This window comes from Vibrio sp. NFR, assembly GCF_027587095.1.
GTDB classification, from domain to species: Bacteria; Pseudomonadota; Gammaproteobacteria; order Enterobacterales; family Vibrionaceae; genus Vibrio; species Vibrio harveyi.
On sequence record NZ_JAPPTN010000008.1, the window covers coordinates 68,907 to 91,471 of the forward strand.

General features: G+C 42.9%; 23 protein-coding genes. 13 read left to right on the forward strand and 10 right to left on the reverse strand.

All coding sequences use genetic code 11. From position 1 onward, the window contains the following. Positions 1–24: 24 nt before the first annotated feature. Positions 25–1,119, reverse strand: coding sequence for a permease (locus OH463_RS16035; protein ID WP_005452504.1), 1,095 nt, complete (start codon positions 1,117–1,119; stop codon positions 25–27). Between the two features lie 251 nt (positions 1,120–1,370). On the opposite strand from OH463_RS16035, the gene OH463_RS16040 reads away from it, so the two are divergent. Both OH463_RS16040 and sigZ read left to right on the forward strand, forming a co-directional pair. Beyond that, positions 1,371–1,664, forward strand: coding sequence for an ArsR/SmtB family transcription factor (locus OH463_RS16040; RefSeq protein ID WP_005433559.1), 294 nt, complete (start codon positions 1,371–1,373; stop codon positions 1,662–1,664). Continuing rightward, on the forward strand, positions 1,651–2,211 hold the full coding sequence (sigZ, locus tag OH463_RS16045) for an RNA polymerase sigma factor SigZ (RefSeq protein ID WP_009703482.1): 561 nt from the start codon (positions 1,651–1,653) through the stop codon (positions 2,209–2,211). Before OH463_RS16040 ends, sigZ begins: the two co-directional genes overlap by 14 nt. A gap of 7 nt (positions 2,212–2,218) precedes the next feature. Here sigZ and OH463_RS16050 read toward each other — a convergent pair whose 3' ends face one another. Beyond that, positions 2,219–3,112 (reverse strand): LysR family transcriptional regulator, encoded by an 894-nt coding sequence (locus OH463_RS16050; RefSeq protein ID WP_269991576.1) that lies wholly within the window; start codon positions 3,110–3,112, stop codon positions 2,219–2,221. Between the two features lie 85 nt (positions 3,113–3,197). Between OH463_RS16050 and OH463_RS16055 the strand changes: the two genes are divergently transcribed. Further along, positions 3,198–4,313, forward strand: a complete 1,116-nt coding sequence (locus tag OH463_RS16055) for a linear amide C-N hydrolase (protein ID WP_045486661.1) — start codon at positions 3,198–3,200, stop codon at positions 4,311–4,313. 292 nt (positions 4,314–4,605) lie between these two features. Here the strand turns inward: OH463_RS16055 and OH463_RS16060 are convergent, their stop codons facing one another. Then, on the reverse strand, positions 4,606–5,385 hold the full coding sequence (locus tag OH463_RS16060) for an SDR family NAD(P)-dependent oxidoreductase (protein WP_269991577.1): 780 nt from the start codon (positions 5,383–5,385) through the stop codon (positions 4,606–4,608). Between the two features lie 325 nt (positions 5,386–5,710). On the opposite strand from OH463_RS16060, the gene OH463_RS16065 reads away from it, so the two are divergent. Then, a complete protein-coding gene (locus OH463_RS16065; RefSeq protein ID WP_269991578.1) occupies positions 5,711–6,700 on the forward strand; it encodes a zinc-binding dehydrogenase in 990 nt (329 codons plus the stop codon). A 70-nt stretch (positions 6,701–6,770) separates the two neighbouring features. Here the strand turns inward: OH463_RS16065 and OH463_RS16070 are convergent, their stop codons facing one another. Then, positions 6,771–8,120, reverse strand: coding sequence for an alpha-amylase family protein (locus tag OH463_RS16070; RefSeq protein WP_269991579.1), 1,350 nt, complete (start codon positions 8,118–8,120; stop codon positions 6,771–6,773). A 727-nt stretch (positions 8,121–8,847) separates the two neighbouring features. Here OH463_RS16070 and OH463_RS16075 point away from each other — a divergent pair. Beyond that, entirely contained in the window at positions 8,848–10,110 is a 1,263-nt protein-coding gene (locus OH463_RS16075) for a DUF4297 family anti-phage-associated protein (protein WP_269991580.1), read from the forward strand. Then, positions 10,110–11,894, forward strand: a complete 1,785-nt coding sequence (gene herA, locus OH463_RS16080) for an anti-phage-associated helicase HerA (protein ID WP_269991581.1) — start codon at positions 10,110–10,112, stop codon at positions 11,892–11,894. The genes OH463_RS16075 and herA overlap by 1 nt, the downstream gene beginning before the upstream one ends. 47 nt (positions 11,895–11,941) lie before the next feature. On the opposite strand, the gene OH463_RS16085 is transcribed toward herA, so the two are convergent. Next, positions 11,942–12,856 carry a BRCT domain-containing protein gene (locus tag OH463_RS16085; protein ID WP_017818602.1) on the reverse strand — a complete coding sequence of 305 codons (915 nt, stop codon included), beginning with the start codon at positions 12,854–12,856 and terminating at the stop codon, positions 11,942–11,944. Positions 12,857–13,014: 158 nt separating this feature from the next. Then, positions 13,015–13,308 (reverse strand): peptidylprolyl isomerase PpiC, encoded by a 294-nt coding sequence (gene ppiC, locus OH463_RS16090; protein WP_079722410.1) that lies wholly within the window; start codon positions 13,306–13,308, stop codon positions 13,015–13,017. Positions 13,309–13,561: 253 nt separating this feature from the next. Between ppiC and OH463_RS16095 the strand changes: the two genes are divergently transcribed. Beyond that, positions 13,562–14,476 (forward strand): chemotaxis protein, encoded by a 915-nt coding sequence (locus tag OH463_RS16095; RefSeq protein WP_005452523.1) that lies wholly within the window; start codon positions 13,562–13,564, stop codon positions 14,474–14,476. Between the two features lie 18 nt (positions 14,477–14,494). Here OH463_RS16095 and OH463_RS16100 read toward each other — a convergent pair whose 3' ends face one another. The 4 genes from OH463_RS16100 to hutW all read right to left on the reverse strand — a co-directional run bounded on the left by OH463_RS16100 (position 14,495) and on the right by hutW (position 17,691). Continuing rightward, positions 14,495–15,031 carry an ATP:cob(I)alamin adenosyltransferase gene (locus OH463_RS16100; protein WP_005452525.1) on the reverse strand — a complete coding sequence of 179 codons (537 nt, stop codon included), beginning with the start codon at positions 15,029–15,031 and terminating at the stop codon, positions 14,495–14,497. Positions 15,032–15,134: 103 nt separating this feature from the next. Next, positions 15,135–15,665 carry a heme utilization protein HutZ gene (gene hutZ, locus OH463_RS16105; protein ID WP_005452526.1) on the reverse strand — a complete coding sequence of 177 codons (531 nt, stop codon included), beginning with the start codon at positions 15,663–15,665 and terminating at the stop codon, positions 15,135–15,137. Positions 15,666–15,799: 134 nt separating this feature from the next. Next, positions 15,800–16,303 (reverse strand): heme utilization cystosolic carrier protein HutX, encoded by a 504-nt coding sequence (gene hutX, locus OH463_RS16110; protein ID WP_009696418.1) that lies wholly within the window; start codon positions 16,301–16,303, stop codon positions 15,800–15,802. Positions 16,304–16,320: 17 nt separating this feature from the next. Further along, complete coding sequence (gene hutW, locus OH463_RS16115; RefSeq protein WP_009701463.1) at positions 16,321–17,691, reverse strand: heme anaerobic degradation radical SAM methyltransferase ChuW/HutW; 1,371 nt, start codon at positions 17,689–17,691, stop codon at positions 16,321–16,323. 166 nt (positions 17,692–17,857) lie between these two features. Here hutW and OH463_RS16120 point away from each other — a divergent pair, with 166 nt between their 5' ends. From OH463_RS16120 to OH463_RS16145, 6 genes are read left to right on the forward strand one after another with little or no spacing between them, the layout of a single operon-like run. Continuing rightward, on the forward strand, positions 17,858–18,610 hold the full coding sequence (locus OH463_RS16120) for an energy transducer TonB (RefSeq protein ID WP_005452531.1): 753 nt from the start codon (positions 17,858–17,860) through the stop codon (positions 18,608–18,610). Beyond that, positions 18,610–19,308 carry a MotA/TolQ/ExbB proton channel family protein gene (locus OH463_RS16125; protein WP_005452532.1) on the forward strand — a complete coding sequence of 233 codons (699 nt, stop codon included), beginning with the start codon at positions 18,610–18,612 and terminating at the stop codon, positions 19,306–19,308. The genes OH463_RS16120 and OH463_RS16125 overlap by 1 nt, the downstream gene beginning before the upstream one ends. Next, positions 19,305–19,718 (forward strand): ExbD/TolR family protein, encoded by a 414-nt coding sequence (locus OH463_RS16130; protein ID WP_017190797.1) that lies wholly within the window; start codon positions 19,305–19,307, stop codon positions 19,716–19,718. Before OH463_RS16125 ends, OH463_RS16130 begins: the two co-directional genes overlap by 4 nt. A 26-nt stretch (positions 19,719–19,744) precedes the next feature. Further along, a complete protein-coding gene (locus OH463_RS16135) occupies positions 19,745–20,611 on the forward strand; it encodes a heme/hemin ABC transporter substrate-binding protein (RefSeq protein ID WP_269991582.1) in 867 nt (288 codons plus the stop codon). Between the two features lie 9 nt (positions 20,612–20,620). After that, a complete protein-coding gene (locus tag OH463_RS16140) occupies positions 20,621–21,658 on the forward strand; it encodes a FecCD family ABC transporter permease (protein WP_009696421.1) in 1,038 nt (345 codons plus the stop codon). Then, positions 21,658–22,440 carry a heme ABC transporter ATP-binding protein gene (locus tag OH463_RS16145; protein WP_269991583.1) on the forward strand — a complete coding sequence of 261 codons (783 nt, stop codon included), beginning with the start codon at positions 21,658–21,660 and terminating at the stop codon, positions 22,438–22,440. Before OH463_RS16140 ends, OH463_RS16145 begins: the two co-directional genes overlap by 1 nt. The last annotated feature ends 125 nt before the right edge of the window (positions 22,441–22,565 follow it).

Consider the following 22,565-nt stretch of genomic DNA (forward strand, 5'->3'; position numbering starts at 1 on the left):
CGTGCTTATCCCGTCTAACTTTTATTAAGCAAAGATAAAGCTGTATAAGTAACCCGCGCCCATTGCCATACTTAGGATGACAAATAGGAAAGCTGCAATCATTTGGTTCTTAAAGATAGATTTCAACAAAATCACTTCTGTAAGACTTGCGCCAGCGCTACCAATGATCAATGCCATAACTGAGCCCAATGCCATACCTTTTTGTACTAACGCCGCACTTAGTGGAATCACTGCCTCTGCACGGATGTACAATGGAATACCAATGATTGCTGCTACCGGAATCGCGTACCACTTCGCTTCACCTGCGTATTCTGCAATCAGATCCGTTGGGATGAAACCATAGATGAATGAACCAATCGCAATCCCCATCATTAGGTAAGGGAACACTTGTTTAAAGTCTTTCCAAGTTGAGTGCCAAATACGAACCCAACGGCTTGGTTGCTTCTCTTCGACAATCGTCGCTGTTGCAGTACCGTCTGATGAACAGCAAGATACTTCCACTTTAGGTTCAGCTTTTGGCGCATCACCACAACAAGATGTTTTCGCCACAACTGGAGCTGGTTCACCACAAGCGCTGGTACCACAGCTAGATGCTGGTTTCGCTTCTTCTTTTTTCTTGCTTGAGTCACCGCAAGAAGTACCGCATGAAGAAGAACCTACTGCTTCGTATGCTTCTGGTTTTACGTAGCGCTCAAACCCAAGTTTTTCAAGTACATAACCTGCTACTACTGATACTGTCATCGCAATAGCAAAGTAGAATACTGCCACTTTCCAACCAAAGGTCACCACAAACAAGCCAATGATCACTGGGTTAAGCAGTGGACTTGCAAATAGGAACACCATCATTGGTCCAAAACCCGCCCTTGCACGCAACAATCCTTTTAGGAAAGGAATCGTTGAACATGAACAGAAAGGCGTAATCGAGCCTAGCAACGCTGCAATAAAGTAGCCCTTACCCTTTTTAGAGCTCAGGATAGACTGAATTTTTTCTGGTGTTAGAAAGTCTTGCAACACACCTACGATATAGCTAATTGCTAGGAATAGAATGATTAGTTCGGTTGCAAGAAACGCAAACATATCAAGCGCTTCTTTGGCCATTGTCATGATTTCTGGATTCATATTTTATCTCCTACTGATGTCACATCAGTAACTGTAAATTTCCTAATGAAGCTGAATTCTTCATTTCTATTTTTCTCGAATTATAGAATTAAAAATCGATGCGTCAACCATTATATTTCGATAAATATCGAAATATATATTTAACCCTTACTAATCAATAAATTAGATATTGAAATTTTCTTGTTTGCTATTCATCTACACTTTCACTATCATCGAAATGTATTTATCGTCAGTCATTCCAAGAGGTCAGTATGGAACTCGAAGCTGTAGCAAAAGCGCTCAAAGAGCTAGGACACCCTACCCGTCTATGTATCTATAAAGAGGTGGTTAAAGCGGGCTATGAAGGTATCGCAGTTGGTGGCGTACAAGATAAACTTGGCATTCCAGCTTCTACTCTTTCTCATCACATCTCGAGCCTTGCCTCAGCTGGCTTAATCAGTCAGCGTCGTGAAGGTCGTACTTTGTATTGTGTTGCTGAGTATGAATGTTTAGATACGGTTATTGGCTTCCTGCGTGACGAGTGTTGTATCAATGAAAACTGCTAACCTTGAATCGATTTGGAGCGAATACGAACACGCTATTCACGCCTTCTTGCGCTCTAAAGTCAGTAATGAAGATGACGTAGACGACCTCAAACAAGAGATCTTACTTAAGACTTATCAGAATCTTGGGGATATTCGTGATGTATCGAGCATCAAGTCATGGCTATTCCAAATCGCTAATAACGCCATCATCGATTTCTACCGCAAACGTGCACGAAACCAGCGTGATAATGACCTCATCGCTGAAGATCTGTGGTTTGAAGAACAAGCAGCGAGTCTTAAACAAGAGTTGTCAAAGTGCATTGCACCGTTTGTGCAGGCGCTACCAGAAGAGCAATCGCAACTGCTCTCTTCTATTGAGCTTGAAGGTATGAGCCAAAAGAAGCTAGCAGAACAGCAAGGCATCAGCTACTCGACTCTCAAATCACGTGTTCAAAAAGGACGGGTAGAATTGAAAAAGCTGTTTGAGGAATGTTGTAGCTTCTCATTCGATAAACAAGGTCGCATGACAGATTGCAACCAAAACGGTTCTTCTTGCGATAAATGCTAAGCAGTTTTTAAACCTGCTTATCAAACCATTCGGTCACCAACGCCACCAGCTTTTGATGCACAGGGCTTAACGTATTGCCTCGCTTTAATAATACATAACCTGCACGACCTTCGTTCGCCATAAAGTCTATGTTTAAAGGGACAAATTCGCTCTTTTCATCATGAGCTTGCACTAAATGATAAGGAAGCAAGGCAAAGCCATCATTTTTCAATAGTCGCATCAACACATCAATGTTGCTGATTCGGGAGATATTTGGTGACATCACCTGTTGATTGCCAAGTGCACTGGTACTGAAATTCTCTGCAATGTATTGGTGATGTGATGCGAGGTCCTGCAGAGTCACAACGGGGTTCTGCGCTATCGAGCTTTTCCGATGCGCATAGAAGGTAAACCTCGGATAGCCCAAGTTTATAAAAGACATCCCTTCAGTTGGGAACGCTTTACCACTGTTAAGTACCACCGCAAAATCCGCGTGTTTCGCCATAAGCATGTCTAGCGCTTCATCTCGGCTGCGATGTAACCAATGAATCGCCGTATTTTTGTATTGCTTGCGCAGAGACAGGTCGATGTCTGCGATGGCATCACACGGCACCGACATGTCGTGACAAATCGTTATTTCCGGAACATCCCCTTGAGAGTAGCTATCACAAGAAAGTTCTAAAGCCTGCATTTGGTAAAGGATGTGCTTGGCTTGAGTAACTAACGTCGCCCCTACTTCCGTCAAGACTGGTGTTCTTCCTTTGCGTTCAAACAAGATCACATCCCAATCAATTTCGAGATCGCTGACTTGGTGATGCAGCGTCGCCCTGTCTTTCCCGATTACCCTTGCGGCTTGGCTAAACGATCCATGCTCCGCGACAGCAACAAATGCAGTAAGTTGGTCAAAACTGGCTCTGGGCATTGGAAGATCCTCAAACAATAAACCCGTTTATCTTAGCTCAACCGACATTCTTTTGTTGCAAAGTTTGCAACATAACTGAGATTACATGGTGAATATTCCACGTAATAATGACCTCGTATTGAAACGTTACGAGGGCAATTCAATGAAAGGTTTTAGCAAAAAAGTACTTCTAGCAGCATCAGTCGCAATGGCAGTCGGCAGCATCTCTACCGCAGCAAATGCGTGTTCACGTTTGGTTTGGGAGACTCAAGACCACGGTGTATTTGTCTCTCGTACCATGGATTGGATGGAAGCCAATCAGCCAACTATTGACGTTCGCCACGCAGGTCAAACCTACCGTGGATACGATAAAGGCGATGCGCTGACGTGGACATCGAAATACGCTTCTATCGGTGTGAGTATCTACGGCGTGGGCATTATTGACGGCTTTAACGAGAAAGGCTTTGCGGCTAATGCATTGTTCTTGGATGAAGAGAACCCTGGCGCGCCACAAGCGGGAAAACAACAAGTTGAAAACTCGCGCTTTGTCGCTTACCTGATCGATAGTTTTGCATCCGTTGATGAAGCATTGAAGCACCTAGATTCAATCCAAATACAACAGTTCAGTCACAATGGCATTGAAATGAAGGGACATTACTCACTAGAAGATGCAAGTGGCGATTCTGCCGTATTGGAATACATTGATGGTGCTTGGCAAGTGCATCATGGCAAACAATATGACGTGATGACTAACAGCCCAGAGTACGCGCAACACTTGAAAAACTGGCAAGAAGCGCAACCAAAAGCGAAGAGTGATGTGAATGGTGAGTTCCCAATTCCGGGTAACATCAACTCTGCTCAGCGCTTTATCTGGAACAGCTATATGAAGGATCAGCTTAAAGAGCCAAGTAGCTACACCAATGGCATTGCGAAACTCGACAGTGTGACCTACAAAATCCCATTGGATGCAGCAAACCGCCCTGTGAATGGTGAAATGCGCGGCTACGCGACCATCTATGGTTTGGTGTACAACTTAGACCAAAAAGTGATGAACGTACGCTATCAGTATGATGACAGCTACACACAGTACTCAGTGGACTTTAATAAGTTGAATGACGGTCATAACTACACGATCAAAGCCGACTTACCGGATCTGTTTGGTGACATTTCATCTCGCTTAGAAAAAGGCGACGGTGTAATGGGTCAGCACTTAGTGAAATAGCTCTGATTATGTAAAAAAACAGAACTTGAAAGGTGTGTGGACAAAAGCACCATTCAAAAAAGCGCCGACATGCTCGGCGCTTTTCCTTTCTATTCGTTTTGTACTCAATGACGCTGCTCTCGATAATGCCCAGGGGAGACTCCCCTCCAAGTGCTATACGCTCGAATGAATGAGTCGCAGGTAACTTGGCGTATGCCAGCACCAATTGCGGGTCGATATCCATATCGTTAAGCAGCACTTTCCAACTCTGAGGTACGCTGAACTGACTCGCTCGCTTGATCATATCTGATTCCTAAGCACTTTTTTCCATAGTTTGACGCGATATTTTTAGCACCAATTTTCTTGGTAGAAAAGGGACAATCCACTCAAGGATGAACTTCAAACCGCCTTCGTTGAACGCCACCAACTTGCCTTGTTCCATAGCGCTATAGCCACACTCAGCAACAGAACGAGGAGACTTAGCATTTTTGAAGACTTCCACTCCTTGTAGATCCCCTGCGGCAACAAAACCCGTCGCTACCGCACCCGGACACAAAGCTGTGGCAGTTACGTTGGTGTCTCTAAGCTCTTCTGCTATCGCTTGGGTAAACGAAGTAACATAAGCCTTAGTTGCGTAGTACACCGCTTGCAATGGACCTGGCATAAACGACGCCGTTGATGACACATTTAAGATCTTACCATGATTGCGTGCCACCATACCTTGCAGATACAAGTGAGTCAGATTGGTTAACGTCACCATATTAAGTTGCATCATGGCTTGGTCCGCCACGAGATCACGTTCATGGAATTTTCCGTGACCACCAAAGCCAGCGTTGTTAATGAGCATATCAATTTGCAACCCTTGCGCTTCGGTTTGTTCAAACACACGTGAAGCAGATTCAGCTTCAGTCAAATCTTCTGCAATGACAAAAACTTGTACCTTATGTTTGTCGCGAAGCTCTGATGCCAGTGCCTCTAGCTTGTCTTTAGAGCGGGCTACAAGCACTAAGTCTCCACCCTTTTCGGCGTGTATACGCGCTAATTCTTCACCGATACCACCTGATGCGCCTGTAATTAATGCTGTATTTGCCATGTGCTTGTCCTCTAATGTTCTGACTGATTCGCTGTTGGTCACAGCGTAGTTGGTATGGACACAGTTTATGCAATCCAATCACGCCACACACTGGCAAAAGATGCCACCTTGCTTGCCAATCGTGCCACTCATTAAGAGACCTTTGATTACAGAAATTTATTACATTTAAAACAAATGATAATTTTTAGCTCACTTATGCAATAGCTAACATGTCGAAATGACTTCAAGGTGCGTGGGAATACGCATCGAACAACATGGAAATTTCCAACTATTCTAACTTTGTTGGGCTGCATAAATCTGGGTTCCAAACCCTCTGGGGAAACGAATGAAAGCAATCACCTATCAAAAAGATCAAGATACCTTTACCTATACTGACATCGATACGCCAGAGATAAACGGCAGCTTCGATGTACTAGTGAAAGTTCATGCCGTTGGGCTCAATCCTGTCGATGCAAAAGTAAACCTTTGGCACGAGATGGTCGACGGGATAGATGATACATTCGTTGGTGGTCTCGATGTTTCGGGGGAAATCGTTGCCATTGGCGACAAGGTATCAGGTTGGCAGGTGGGCGATCGCGTACTCTACCATGGCAACATGCGTCGAATGAGCGGTGGCTTTGCCGAATACGCAATTCAGGACTCGCGCACGCTGGTTACGCATCCTGATGTTGATCCAGAAATCGCAGCCGCTTCTCCATGTGCAGGTTGGACGGCTTATCGAGCCCTTGTCGACAAGCTGAACATTTCTACCCGTAAGAGTATCTTTATTGCGGGCGGCTCTGGTGGTGTTGGTAGCTTTGCTATTCAGTTAGCTCGCTTCTTTGGCGTAGAAACCATCATAACCACAAGCTCTACTGCAAACCATGAGTTCGTACGTTCGTTGGGTGCAACACACGTAATTAACTACAAACAAGAGAATGTACGTGAGCAAGTTATGTCAATTACTGAAGACTTAGGAGTGGAAGTATCTTTGGATTGCGTTGGTGGCGACAACGACATCTTATGCGCCTCTGTGCTTGGCTTTGAAGGTGAAATGGTTGAACTAGTAAGAACAACTCGCGCAACAGAATACCCAGGCGCTTTCCTGCAAGGGCTCACTTTTCATCAGTTGAGTCTAGGCTCAGGGCATGTTCATGGTGAACAAGGCTTTGCTTCTATGGTTAACGCTGGGGTGGAATTCTCGCATATGTTAGAACGCGGTGAGGTTATGGTGCCAAAATTGGAAGTGGTAGAACTAAAAGACGTCGCTCAAGCTCTAGTCTTTATTCGTCAGCAACGAACGGTCGGAAAAATCGTCGCGAAGCTCATCGACTAAGCACTCAATCCCAAGCGACAAAAAGGAAAAGGAAGCGCAAACTCCAAAGCAGTTTGCGCTTCAAGGGGTATTATTTCTCTACAAGCAGCATCGCCGATTTTGCTGCCACTTTAATCTCTTCAGTACAAGGCACCTCTTCGCCTGTCATCATGTCTACCAAGGCTTTATTCAAGGTAAGTTGTAGTGATTGCGCTCGTGAAGATTTATTCAGCACTAAGATGCCCTTTTCACCACGTTGCAACACCAACATATCGTCGTTACCTTCAAGCACCGTCATCGGTTGACCATGCACTAGGTTATGGAACGCTACCATCTTCGCCATGCGCGCATCTTTCCACGCATTTTGCCATCTTGGTCGACCATCTGCGCCCTTTATGCCACTGGTATCCAAATCTGTGTAAACAAGTGGTACACCTCCATCACGGCCTAGGATATAGGCATACGCTAGCCACTCATTCTCTTCACCCATGACTAAATCCAAGAACACATCGTTATTTGGAATATCGTGAGTGATGGCAAAAGTAATGGCTCGACGGTTCGATAACGCTTGACCAAAACAGTACGGGTCGATCAAAGACTTAAAGCTGCCTTTCTTTGAGAACGCCTTAAAGATGGTTGAGAACAACGGAAAGTCATATGCACCCAATCGTGTCTCTTTCAAATACGGTTCCAAGAACAGCTCATACTCTTCTTCTGTTGCGCCACCATCGGTGATGATCTCACCAAAGATATGCACATCTCGCGTGATCTCTTCTGTCCAAACCAGCTTTAGGTGCTCTAGGGTCATATGCTTCGCAGCATCGATACGGAAACCTTTCACACCCATTGACTTAAGCGCCTTTAAATACGCTTTTTGCTGCTCAACAACGTGCTTGCATACACGCAAAGTTGGTAAGCCAGGATCGGTAGGACCACCAGTGATTCGACCGTTTTGCACTTGCCATTTGTCTTTCCAATCTTTGATCCCAAAGGCTTCAACAAAGTCATTTTCGTCAAATAGCGGCTCAGATAAATCGCCAAATAGAATCAGGTCTTGATACTTGCTCACATTTTGTTGGTAGTCGTCCATCACGCCTTGACGTGGATACTGTAGATCCGGACGAAGGTGCGCTTCGTTCGCCATATGATTAAAAACGACATCGGCATAAACCAGTACGCCTACATGATTGAGTGCTTCAATCATGTTTTTGAAATCTACTGTGTTACCGAGTGCATTGTCGATAATCCGATAATCTTGAGGTTGGTAACGCTGCCACCAGCGTTCGTCTTGTGCGCTTTTCATCGGTGGAGAAACCAACACCGAGCCATAACCTAGCTCGCTGATTTCCGATGCGCGTTGGGCAATGTCAGCATACTTCCAATCAAAAGCGTGCAAGATAACATTTGCACCTGTTGATAGTGTTTCCTGTAAGCCACTCATGTTTCTCTCCTCGTCGCGTTCGCTCACCCATTGTTACTCAAATTCGTCGTGAGCGAATCCAATAGCCGAAATTATAAGAACTATTGACGCGTCGCCCTCACCCCTTTTGTGTTTCTGCTAGGGGGAAAAACAAGGCGTAGCTCATCCCTTGTTAAGGGTTAAACGTGTGTTTAAAAGCACTTTAACACCATGGAGATAACTAGACATGAAAACATGAACCACTAAGCACCTGTTTTATAAACACTTTATTGAACTCATCATAACCCATGCTTAATCGAGCTAATACGCCTTTTCTCAATAAGAATGAGAGAAAAGAGCGCAACAAGACCATATGTAACAAATATTTAAGAAAGTGAAACTGCTGCTTACGTCACAGTTGGTGCGATTTATAAATTGATAGGAAAGGAGAGGAAGACTCGAAATGATGGCGAGAGGAGCACGAATAAAGAACGCTAGATACAAAAATAGCGCGATAAACGCGCTATCAATAAGAAGAAATGAACGCTTAACCTCAATCATTCAAGTACCTGACTTCACTTGTACCCCTTGCTCAACAAAACAAAAGTGGTATAGCTTTCCGCATGATCTGATACATAAAAATCGTAATGTTTAAGTACTAAGTATATGAATGTCGATGTATTATCCTAGTTGAATAAAAACGGACATAAAAGCTAAGGTTAAAAAATGGTTAACGACCTTACTTAGTGTTTTAGCTAGGAGAATTACTTTGACCAACAGAGCCGCTAACGCCACTATCAAAGGGTATCTATATCAGTTTGACTATAGCCTGTTAAAAATACTCGAGTCAGAAAATGATGATGATACTTTTGTAATCGAGGGTGCCGAAGACATCGATATACACGATGCCGACACGAGCATGCATGTACAATGTAAGTACTATGAGGGAACAGATTACAATCACTCAGTGATTAAAGAGGCTATTGTAGCGATGCTCACTGCCTACCATAAACTCTCGGTTACCGAAAGGACAGGTAGAACTTATCATATCTATGGTTTTTACAAAAGTGGACAAAACAAACTTCCTAATGCAATAGATGTTGAGTTTGTAAAAGACAATTTCCTAACTACAAAGAAACGTCCAAAAAAAGAAAAAGATGAGGAACCTAAAGAAGTCATAGAAAAGGTTCATGAAAAGTTAGGGATTTCAGATAACACAATAGAAGAATTCATCAAGGTTTTAGATATAAATTTAAACGCTGAATCGTATGATTCTCAGCAGTCATCTATACACAAAATTCTTAAGCATATTAATAAGGGTAGTTGTGATAATGAAATTGAAACGATTTATTATCCAAGAGCACTAACAATTATTACCGATTTGGCTAAAAATGAAAAGGAAATTGATAGGACTATTACAAGGAGCGATTTTTTAGATAAGTTGCCAAAAAAAGAAATAGTTTTCAATCAATGGTTAATTAATAAACTTGATGAAAGAAAATATAACAAATCAATTAAGAAAGAGCTTTTCACATATAAAGTTGCAAATATACCCAACGAAACTAGAATATTTTTATTAGATTTAAGCGGTGAGTATCATTTAGGTAACGTTACATCTTTATTAAAGTCGATAAGTGATAGATTCTCAAATGCTGAACATAAACATACTACTGATAAACAACGATTTTGTCCTTTGGTATTAATGAAAGGTGTTGATGACGAAAACATAAAAAAAATAAAACACTCTTTATATAGATCTAGCATGATTTTTTCAGATGGTTTTCCTTTTAAAGATTCAGATTTTATCATCAAGGAACTACTTAAGAAAAAGACGAAAGAAAATAACTATAAGGTAAGGTTTATTCCAAGCGAGCTAGAAATTAATAAGATAATAGATGAGGTTGAATCAGTTGTAAAAATATATGATTTCTATAAAGAGTCACCTATAAAATCTGATTTAATACCTGAAGAAGCAGAATATAAAGCGATTAGAATTAACAGCGTTTATTCAATAACGGAGATGATAAAGTAATGTCCAACGAAACCAGCAATGCTCAAGTTATAGGGGTTTTCCCTGATAAAGTTAGAATTTCTGTAGATGATATTGCAGAATTTACTAATGGGGAAAGTATAAAAGTAGGATCTTATATTAGAATTACGGATAATGAAGATTGTGTTCTGATTGCTGCTATTGAAAATTTTTCTATTGAGTCAACAGATAATGGTCATCCCAAGTACCTGATTGAAGCATTTCCTCTAGGTGTGATTGATGATGGAAAGTTTATTAGAGGTGGAGATGCGTTAACAATTCCTCCAACAGGAGTCGCCCCCGCTACTGAGGAAGATATTAGAAAGGTTTTTGAAGATTCAGTAGAAAAAAATGTTAATTTTTCATTTAGCAAGTTGTTATCTAATCAAGATATAACAGTCCCTGTAAATGGTAATAAATTTTTTAATAAACATATTGCGATCGTAGGTTCTACTGGGTCGGGTAAGTCTCATACGATAAGTAAGATCTTACAAAATGCTATATCTTCTAAAGATATAAAAAGTGGAGAAGATGGTTTTGAACTAAACAATTCACATACCGTTATTTTTGATATCCACTCCGAGTATAGAACAGCATTTCCAAATGCCAATGTATTAGATGTAAGTAATATTAAATTACCTTATTGGCTTTTGAATAGTGATGAACTAGAAGAAATATTGTTGGATACTGGTGAGAGAGATAACTACAATCAATCGGCAATATTTAGACATTTGGTAACTGAGAACAAGAGAAAACACAATTCTGGAAAAGAAAAAGTTTTCTACGATAGTCCATTGAAATTCAGTATCGAAGAAGTGCTTAATGCCATATATAACATTAAGAGCGAGACAGTAAACTATAAAAATGAGTCTCGATATATGATTGTAGATGATAGCTACGAAGTGGCTAAAGATGGTAAAACAAAAGAAGCTGATGGATTATTATTAAATGAAGCAGAACGGTTAGATAAGTACTTCTCTAGTAGATATAAGTTCCATCAACCGAAAGGAAGTAATATATCAAAAGGAAGCTATGCAGATGGTTCTCTGAATAAGTTCTTTAGTCGATTTGAATCAAAGATAGCACAAGAAAGGTTGAGCTTTATATTTAACAAAGACAATATGGAACTTACATTAGAAAGAGTTTTAGCATCTTTAATTGGTTATGGAGAAAATAAGTCAAACGTTACAATTGTAGATCTTAGCGGTGTACCTTTTGAAGTTTTGAGTATTACTGTTTCACTTATATCTAGATTGCTATTCGAATATGGGTACTATTATAAAGTTCTTCGAGAAGGAAAAGGAGAAATTCATAATAATGATGCTCCTTTATTATTAGTATATGAAGAAGCTCATAAATATGTACCACGTTCTGATCTTTCAAAATTTAGAGCATCCAAGACATCAATTGAAAGAATTGCTAAAGAGGGTAGGAAGTATGGAGTAACGCTCCTACTTTCAAGCCAAAGACCAGCAGAGATTTCTGAAACGATCTTTGCTCAATGTAGTAACTTTTTAGCGATGAGATTAACTAACCCTAATGATCAAAACTATGTTTCAAGGTTATTACCTGATACTTTGGGCAAACTTAAAGACAAATTGCCAAACTTGGGAGCAGGTGAAGCTCTTCTAATTGGTGAATCTGTGGTTATTCCATCATTGGTCAGAGTTGATAGATGTGAAGAGAATGAGCCATCATCAAATGATATTCCGTACTTTGAGCTTTGGAAAGAGAAGTGGAAAGACATTGATTTTGTGGAAATCGAAAATCAGTGGTTAGGTGATTGATTTCTTATATCAGAATGAAGAGGGTGACCATTCGGTCACCCCTTAACTTAATTTGAACAGCCTACTAACGCATTCCATAGTTCCTCGTTAATAATTTCCACGCTTACTCCTTCGTCTCGCAATGAGAGAGCGGATTCGATCTTTCTTCCGTAACTAGTAAAGCGCCAATCCCTACTAGCAATAGATCCTAATACGAGAATATCTATACTTTTTGAAACGGTCCCTTTTATTTCAGCACCAAGAGCATTAGCTCGCTGTTCTTGAACTTTACGAGTACCACTCAAGAATTTACCTGTAAAACAGACTCGCTTACCGTTGATACACAAACGACCATCTTGCGTAGTGGAAAAATCGGCAGTCATTCCATAAGCTAAGCCAGTATCAAGCATTGATTGACCAGAGACTGCTTTTATTAGATCTAACAGTTCTTTCCTTTCGTCTTCATCAACCAAGTCATCAGCTAAAATAGCATCTAATCTCTTTTTAATCGCATTAGCGGGCCAGATACTTGATAGAGTTTTATCTTTTTCAAGTAAACTCGAAAGGCGTTCAATTTCCATATCACAAATGGTGTCATCCGCGCTAATTCCACTTAAAAAGCCAAGAAGATGATTAACGGTACTCTCGTAGCCTCCATCCTCTAAATCTCCATAGTCGAGAATATCTTGAAGCATTTGTTGTATGTCTTTCAACTCGGAAGCTGATATCACGCCATCTTCTAAAATGTCTTCAATTTGCTCATGAATATCAACGAAGTCCCCATCTCTGAAGTTGAAAATGTCATTGTCTTTCCACGCTCTCAAATAGATTTCTTCAATAGGGTTTAAGTGCTTATCAGCATGAATTCCATCTAGAATCCCTTTTAGAGTCAAAATAGCTTTTGCTTTATTTCTTTTATAATTAAAGGCAATGCTTTGCGGTTGTGCGTGGTCATCCAAGTGCTTCAAGTCTTTTACAGTCATGCTCTTCACCAAAATAAACAACTAGATGCATATTTAATACATCATTGACAGTTCAACATTCAATATGAATGACGGTTAATTGTTAGAGAGGTAACAAAACGAGTCGTTTTAGGCACAAAAAAAGCACCTAACAAGGTGCTTTTTAAATGCGATTCAAACTAAGTACGGTAAAGAACCTTTACAACGTGCCAGCCGAATTTAGTTTTTACTAGGTGCGGAGTTAGAACCTCACCTGAAAAGCAAACTTTGTCGAACTGTGGCACCATTTGACCACGGCGAAACTCACCTAGGTCGCCACCACGTTTACCAGATGGACAAGTTGAGTATTTCTTTGCCAACGTCTGGAATTTAGCACCTTTCTTAAGTTGCTTAATGATGTCTTCAGCTTGTTCTTTGTGCTTTACCAGAATGTGTAAAGCGGCTGCTGTATTTGCCATGTGTTTGTCTCTCACTGTTCGGGTGGCGCAAGTTTACCGAAACGCTTCAATATCGCAATGATTTCTCAAATTCAGGCTCTATCTTCATCCATTAATGATCGGAACTCGCGGACAAGTTGATGAAAAGTTACCCATTATTGAACGTTATTTCTCTCTTTATTTGTTCTATTTCCTAAAAAGCTCATTTTTCCACGCTCTACGGTTGAAGCTGTCGCCTTATAAGATTAGATTAGTTACATAAATCAGTGATATTGATAAGGTTATTTTCATGGCAAAAGTCGCAAGTAAAGCGAACCAATCTCAAGGCATGTTGGTGTTTAAACTCACCCTGCAACAGAACTTCGCAATTGGCACACTTAAAGTCCGTGAAATTGTTCCTTACATGCCAACGACCAAGATTCCATATTCTCATCACCACGTGATTGGGACCGTCACGATTCGTGACTTAACGGTACCAGTGATTGATATGGCAGCAGCGATTGGATTCCGTCCGATTCAAGAAGAGGAATACAAAAACTGCTATCTGATCGTGACAGATTGCTTGCGCACGGTGGTTGCGTTCATGGTACGAAGTATCGAGAAAATCATCGAATGTGACTGGAAAGCAATTGAAACGCCACCAGAAAGTGCAGGTCACAACATCTTTGTTACTGGCATTACTCGCTATGAAGAGAAAATCGTCCAAATGTTAGATGTCGAGCTTCTGCTTTCGAAGATCTACCCTCAATATGAAAACACTAAGATTCCTATGCTGACAGACATTGAGCGTGAACGCCTGAAAGCCTTGAGTATCCTTTTAGTTGACGACTCTTCAATTGCACGCAAACAGTTAAGTGACGCGTTGGATCGCATCAATATCCCTTATCAAATTTGCAAAAATGGCTCTGATGCACTCGATTTAATGAAGCGAGAAGCAGAAGAAAACCGCCCTATTGATCTTCTAGTAAGTGATATCGAAATGCCAGGATTGGACGGTTATGAACTTGCATTTGAAGTTCAAAACGATTCCGCACTGAACAACTCTTACCGTATTCTTCACACCTCTCTCTCTAGCGAGATTTGTGTTGACCGAGCTCACCAAGTTGGCGCTCATGAAGCGTTAGAGAAGTTCAATGCAGGAGAATTGATTGAAGCTATGCTGCGCGGTGCAAAAGAGCTAGAAGCAAAAGCGATGGCATCATAACGACTTTAGTTTGTCTCGTTATTTACTTGGCATCGTGTAGCTGCGAGACACAAACTCCGTTTCTTCCACTTGATAAATGTGATTGATATAGGAAGCCAAGCTGTAAAGCACGTTAGCTAGCAGGTTTGAATAGCGGAACAAAATTGGGGCGGGTTGCTTCTTACCTGAATGCTCTACCGCAACCAATGCGCGAACGACCTTCTTGGCTTGGCAGCGACACAAATGTAATTGGCTGGAAGTTGGGTGACCACCGGGAAGTACAAACCCCTTAAAACCACCGTCAATGCGCGCTTTGATTGCGTCGTAATCAGCTTTTAACTCATCAACTTCCGCTTCTGTGATTGCGAGCTTGCCGCGGATAGAGCCGTTCACATGGTACACGTTTGGCTGCATGCGAGTTAGGACGTCGCGACTAAAATCATCTAACTCCATCGATAGCACAAGCCCAATTCGACTGCACAACTCGTCTGCCGTAATTTCAAAATCGCAGACCGGACTGTCTTCATAAATGAATGGGTAACAAATCTCGCCAAGTTCCTTACTTACTGGTCTCATGCTCTTTCTCTGTACTTTTGGTCTAATAAAAAGGGAGTCATTATAACCTAACTCCCTTTGGGCATTCACATCCGTTTAGACGATCATAAGTTAGAAAGCCAGCTTACGCTTTTTCGACTCTCTTGTGACCTTCTTGAAGGTGAACAAAATCAACCAAATCATCACCAGACACTTGGTAAGCCTGACCAAAACCTTTTACGAATAGACCTTGTTCTGCTTTTAGGTTAAATAGAACAAAGTCTTCTAGTTGGCTTAGACCGTCGATGATTTCACCAAAACGATCTTTCATTTGACCAACAACTTGCTGCCACATTTCAGAGTCACGTTCTACAACTGTCGCAACCGCATCAAACGTTAGACGCTTGCGAGCAAACAACTGCTTAGATGAATCCTCATCTTCAATCATCATCAAAGATACGTTTGGATTCTCAAGCAGATTGCGCGCGTGACGAGCAATCTGAGAAATAAGAACGAAGTAACCTTCCTGGTTTTGTACGTATGGAGCGTAACTTACGTTTGGACGACCTTCTGCATCAACTGTTGCTAGTTGAATCGTACGGCGCTCCTGACGAAATTCCTTAATTTCTGGTCCTAGACGACCTTGTAAACGCTCTTGTTTAACTTGCTGATCCATTTTGATACCTAACTTTACTTGTTTTGTGTTTCCGAATTTAAACTCGGTTATTCTTTGATAAACGACGCCACCCCACCTGTTGGCGGATGGAGCAAGCGTCGTATGCATTTAACATTATTAATTCTATGTTGGAACTACTGATTGAACTCAGCTTGCATTGCGCGAAATGCCGTTACTTGCTCTTCAATCAGTTCGCGCTTTTCATTACGACCGAGGTAGATCTTAAAGATGTTGCTACCGCACTCAGAGAAGAAACCAAAGTAGTGGCTTTCACGCCCCATAAACGGCTTACTTACTAGCGCGATGTTTTTCACGTTATCCAGTTTAAGGTGACCGTGAAGCTCCCCTTCTTTGCCCATTAAGTTGTAGTAACCACGTGCCACTTTGCCTTTCGGGAACGGTGCTTTCACTTCAAAGATTGAGCCGAAAGAATGAACAATCGTCGTTACAGGACCAAAGCCTACAAGACCTTCTAAAATGCTTTGAGCTTGCTCTCCCGGAGCCACCGCTACCATTTCTTGAGGTAGTGCTGAAACCACATCAAATTCCGATACGCCAAGGCGCTCTGCCATCGCCGCAGGTAGCAGTTGCGGTTCTTGTTCTAGTAGGCTTTCAACCTGTTGCTTAATTGATTCCATTGGTTTTTCCATTTCTTTTAGATGTTAGATACTTTTGGTACGTTTTCGTTCATTTCCGACGTTAGTACCTGAATACATGCCTGTGCGAGAGAAACAGCCCAGAAGCTCCCTGCAAGGGTTAGCACTAAGCTACGCTCTTGAAGCTCGACCAAACCCTTGTCGTGCCATACTTTGAACAACGGCATTAGGAAGTTAAAGGTGTCTTCACCCATGAAGTTTGGCAGTTTGTTCCCTTGAACAATGCCACGGTCGAAACCTGACTTTAGCGCAGCAAAGAGTGGCTCTAGCGGGCTTTGTTTCATCATCATCGCGATGGTGCTTTGCCCTTCATTGACGGCTTTGACATAAGTGTCTAGCGTGCGATGTTGCATCATGCCATAACCACCGATGTTACCGCCGGCACCACAACCAACCGGAAGCACTTCTGCATACGTCTTCGCTAAGCTGTTGTATAAGCTGCGTTCACGGTTATCGATCGCCCAATGGTTTACACTGAGTTGCTTCATATGGTGTTTCGACATGAATTTCGCACCGAGCTCGTACATACCAGCTTTTTCAGGCGTGGTTGCCGGTGGCGGCATCTTACCCTTCTCAACTAGGTTCAACATTGGGGCTGTCCCACCAACCACCAGTTGATATAGGTCCAAACCGTGCGCACCAGTAGACATAAAGTCGTGCAAATCTTGTTCGAGCACTTCCTTTGTCTGATAAGGCAAGCCATATAGCAGATCTATAATGACGGGAATTTTGTCTTCTTTAGCGAGCTCAGCAACGCGGTTCAAGACATCTTCACGATCATCTAAACGCTTAGCACTACGACGTACTTTGGTATTGAAGCTTTGCACACCAAATGAAAAACGGTTGAAACCTCCGTCTAGCGCTCCCTGATACAGCTCGTCCGAGAATCGGTTAATACGTCCTTCTAGGGTAATTTCACAATCGGCGGCTAAAGGGAAATAGTCATGAATTGCCTGACCAAGAATACGAACCTGATCTGCAGATAAATCTGTAGGCGTGCCCCCACCGATATAAACCGCATGAAAAATGCCACTTTGTGTCCATGGCAGTGCTGCTTTCTCTTTCAGCTCTTTCATCAGCGCTTCAAAGTACTCATCAACAAGCTTACGGCTCGCAGCATTTTGGAAGAAGTTACAAAAAGTGCAGCGCACACGACAAAATGGCACATGAATGTACAAGCAACGCTTATTGTTCTTTTGCGTTGTTTCAGAAGTGATCCGTGACAGGATTTCACCTTGTTGTGGCGGTGGCACAGGCATACTGCTACCACCCGCGTGCGCAGAGTGTTTTTTCACAAACGCAAAACGCAGCGGATCGGGGCTGTCACTCCCGAGAATTGATTCGTCAAATTTATAAATGTCGACGCTCATATTTACTCACTTAAAGCCCACCACACAAAGGATTGAGGCTCATTTCAAAAAAACTGTAAAGATCATAATTTGCACGTAATGATAATGCAATTGATAATTGATCTTATTTCCTTTTCAGGCAATAATCTTCCCACTTGATAATGATTCCTACTACCGAGATTTACCCGTGAACGTAAAAAGATATGCCATTGCCGGTGGCGCCTCTTTAGTGGTGCACGCAGCACTTCTTTTTGTCTCCCAAGAGACAAAAGTGTTTGCAATGCCAGCAGGCAATCCCACCAGCTCGGTAAGCTTGAATTTAGTCTCAGCGCCAAAACCGGTACAAGCGGCTCCTACGCCACAAGAAGTGGTGGAAGAGAAGCACCCGGAGCCAAAGAAACAACCTGAGCCTCCGAAGCCAAAACCAAAGCCTGAGCCGATTAAAAAGACGGTAGAAAAGCCGATCGTAAAAAAAGAAGCGGTGAAGAAAAAACCAGTTCAAAAGAAACCTGAACCGGTTAAAAAACCTCAACCACCAAAACCCGTTGCAAAGAAAGATCCGCAACCAAAAGAAAAAGTGGAAGAGAAAGTCGCAAAAGAACCTCAACCACAACAAGCGGCTCCTACTGATCAATCGAAAGGGGCGACATCACAGCCTGTAATGATTGACCAACCGACGTTTGTTTCTCAACCAGTACAACCTCGTTACCCACGTTCAGCGCAAAAGCGTGGTATTGAAGGGGTTGCGCTGTATGAAATTTGGCTTGACGAAAACGGCAACCAAATTAAACAAGTACTTATCGAATCATCTGGTGCAGAAATGCTCGATCTTTCTGCTCTACGTGCCATTAAACAATGGCAGTTTTCACCTCATATTTCTGGCGGGCACAAAGTCGCTCACCGAGTTCAAATCCCAGTTCGTTTTAAGTTGGATGGATAATGGAACAGCTACAACATTTACAAACCCAATTTGGTCTTATGACTTGGCCTTTAGTTATTTGCTCTGCACTTACAGTCATGATCATTGCGGAAAGACTCTTTCAAGTATTCATTAGCCTAGGAGTCGGTAAACGCGCGATTCGCCAAAAGCTGACCAAGCTTGACCCAACCAACAACAAAGACATCGAAGCACTAGCGGATGAGTTTTCGGGTAAACGACCTCTTTTATATCGTGGTGTTGCAATGCTGCTTGCGCATCACTCTTTTTCTAAATCACTGCGTGAAGATGCGGCTGGTATTTGGCTTCAAGAAAAACGTCATCAGTTGCACTCAGGTCTGCGTCTGTTGACCTTGATTGGCGTGATCAGCCCCCTGATTGGTCTATTAGGTACAGTTCTTGGTCTTATCGACATGTTTAAAGGTATTGCTTCTTCTACCGGTAACATTACGCCAAACGACTTGGCAGATGGCTTGGGTCTTGCGATGCGTACGACTGCAGCTGGTTTGATCATTGCGTTACCTGCTATTTCTGGCGCGCAACTGATTGGTCTTTGGGCAGATCGTGTTATCGCTAAGCTTGAACACACTCTGAACTATGTAAATCTGTGGCTCGAAGGCATTTCTCTACAGCATGTATCTCCGGAAAACAGCAAAGAAGTCGCGACTGTTGCAAATCATGTTGAAGCGAGAAGTTCATGATTAAGGCACCACAAGACAGCAACAGTCATGGCTTAACACCAGACTTAACGCCACTGCTCGACATCATTTTCATCGTAATGGTGTTTTTGATGCTAACTGCAGCAGTGAAGTTAGATTCCCTAGATGTGAACCTACCAAGCACCGATTCCCAAGCTGTGGCTGAGGTGGACAAACAATCAATCACGGTGAACATCCTTAAAGAAGAACCACACTGGGCGATCAACGGTAAGGCGTACATCGATTGGGAAAACTTTACGATGGCTCTGTTAGAAGAGAGCAAATCAACCGACAAACCTATTGTGATTGGTGCGGAAAAAACCGCAGACATTCAGTCACTGGTTAAGCTTCTTGGCTTTTTACAAGAAAACGGAATTCAAGCGACTCAACTGCTCACTGAAGAGTCGCAATAGAAGAACACAAGATTGAGAACACACTAATGAATAAAACACTTTCGCCCGTTCGTACCGCATTGACTGCAGCCATTACTATGCTTGCTAGTGCGAGCCTATTTGCCGAAGCTCCATCAAATGAACGCGTGGTCAGTGCCGGCAGCGCTGTCACTGAACTGTTACTTGCTCTTGATGCAAAAGATAGCCTTGTTGCTGTCGACGTAACAAGCCAACTACCGGAAGGTATGGAGTTGCCAAAAGTTGGTTACCACCGTCGTCTTTCTGCTGAAGGTCTACTGGGATTAAGCCCGACTAAATTGATTGGATCAGATGAAATGGGACCAAACACCACGCTAGACCAATTGAAATCAGCAGGTGTTGATGTTGAAGTCGTCAATACAGAAGCAAACGTGGAAGGTTTGGTTGATCGTATCGACCAAATTGCGACCATCATGCATCGCGAAGCTCAAGCGACAGCGCTAAAAACTGAAGTTGAAGCACAAGTGAAAGCACTGGAAGGCAACCAACCAGCAAAAGCTGACAAAAAGAAAGTACTTTTCCTACTGATTCACGAAGGTCGCCCAGCAAACGTAGCGGGGTCAGAAACAACACCAGATGCAATCATTCAACTTGCAGGTGGAGAAAACCCAGCAGCAAGCAAACTCTCTTCATACAAGCCACTATCAACAGAAGCTATGGTCGAGATGCAACCAGACGTGATTCTTGTGAGTGGGCGTAGCTATCAAACAATAGGCGGTGCAGATGCCATTCTGAAAGCAATGCCTCTCCTTGCCGCGACTCCAGCAGGTATGAACAAAAACATCGTGACAATTGACGGTCATGCGCTTGTTGGTGGTTTAGGACTTAAGAGCCTTTCAGAGGCGAAGCGCCTAAACGAGCTGCTTTACCCGTAGAGAGATTCAATGCTGTTAAGACGAATTCCTTTATCTACTACCCTACTCGCGTTATCTGGCATTTTAGCTTTTATCGCAGTAGCGTCCATTACAGTAGGTCCAATGAATATTAGCTTCTCAGACAGTCTGAGAAGCTTAACAGGAGCAGGTTCAGACCTTGCTCCTCATATTCAGTTAGTCATCAACGAAATCCGCCTTCCACGCACTATTCTTTGTATGTTTATTGGTGCGATCCTCGCTATCTGTGGTGTTGTGATGCAGGGGTTATTCCGAAATCCTCTAGCCGAGCCAGGCATCATCGGTGTTTCCGCTGGCGCGGCGCTTGGTGGCGCATTTGCAATCGTCGTATTTGCCGATTTCAGTCAAAACTACCCGACACTAATGAACTTAGCTGCCTTGCCATTTTTCGCCTTCCTCGGCGGTGCAATTACCACGGTATTAGTTTACTGGTTAGGTACGAATAAGTTTGGTACGTCAGTCACCATCATGTTGCTTGCGGGGGTTGCAATCAGCGCACTCTCGGGCGCTGCGATTGGTTTTATGAACTTCATCGCCGATGATCAAATGCTGCGAGACTTAACTCTTTGGTCGATGGGATCGCTGGCTGGGGCAAACTGGTCAGGGATTGGTTTAGCTGCGGTGACTCTCATCATCTTGATGTTCTGGTTCCAGAGAAAAGCCATGTCATTAAATGCGTTGCTTTTGGGAGAATCAGAAGCCAAACACCTAGGTGTGCCAGTACAGAAGCTCAAACGCCAACTTATCCTGTTGTCTGCAGTTGGTGTGGGTATTACGGTGAGTATCTGTGGTGCAATTGGATTTATCGGTCTGGTGATTCCGCATTTAGGTCGTATGCTTGCCGGTCCAGACCATCGCACGCTGCTGCCTATTTCAGCGCTTATGGGCGCACTACTTCTTACCGCTGCTGATATGTTTGCACGAGTTGTTGTTGCACCCGCAGAGTTGCCTGTAGGCATTGTAACCGCATTGATTGGTGCGCCATTCTTTATCTACTTACTGTTCCAACAAAAAGGGAAGATTCTGTAATGAATGACATCGTTCTGTCTGGCAGAAACATCTCCATGAGATATGGGAGCCGAGTGGTACTAGACGACATCAATATTGATATTCGTGCAGGCGAGGTCACCGCATTATTAGGTCCTAATGGCGCGGGTAAGAGTACGCTGCTGAAGCTATTGTGTGGCGAGATTCCGTCTCAGAATGATATCCAGTTCTTTGGTAAACAAAAAAACGACTGGGAGCCTTCGGAGAGCGCCAAACACGTGGCGATGTTGCCGCAGCACAGCACGCTGACCTTCCCGTTCTTAGCGAGAGAAGTGGTCGAACTAGGTGCGATTCCTCTGTCCATTTCTAATAAAGAGACCACGGAGCTTGCTCTGCAATACATGAAGCAAACCGATGTTTTGCATTTGGCTGATAACCTCTACCCTGCTCTCTCTGGTGGTGAGAAACAACGTTTGCATTTGGCTCGCGTGTTAACACAACTTCATCTATCCGGTGATAAGAAGATCTTAATGCTGGACGAGCCTACCTCTGCATTGGATTTAGCTCACCAGCACAATACATTAAAAATCGCTCGTCAAGCGGCAAAAGAGCACAACGCAGCGGTTGTAGTCGTATTACACGATCTTAATTTGGCCTCCCAGTATGCAGATCGCCTTGTACTACTGCACGACGGTAAACTTGTCTGTGACGATACGCCATGGAACGCATTAACACCGGAACGCATAGAACAGGTTTACGGCTATCACTCCATTGTGACCAAACACCCTACGTTGGATTTCCCACAAGTTCACGCTGCGGCATAACCTTTATCGATTAACCAAACGATTCATGTCCAACAAAGCCCAATGTTCAATATTGGGCTTTTATTTTGCCTAAATAACACTCAAATTTTCGAGTCTAATCTGTTTTAATCATTCAATAATGTTTT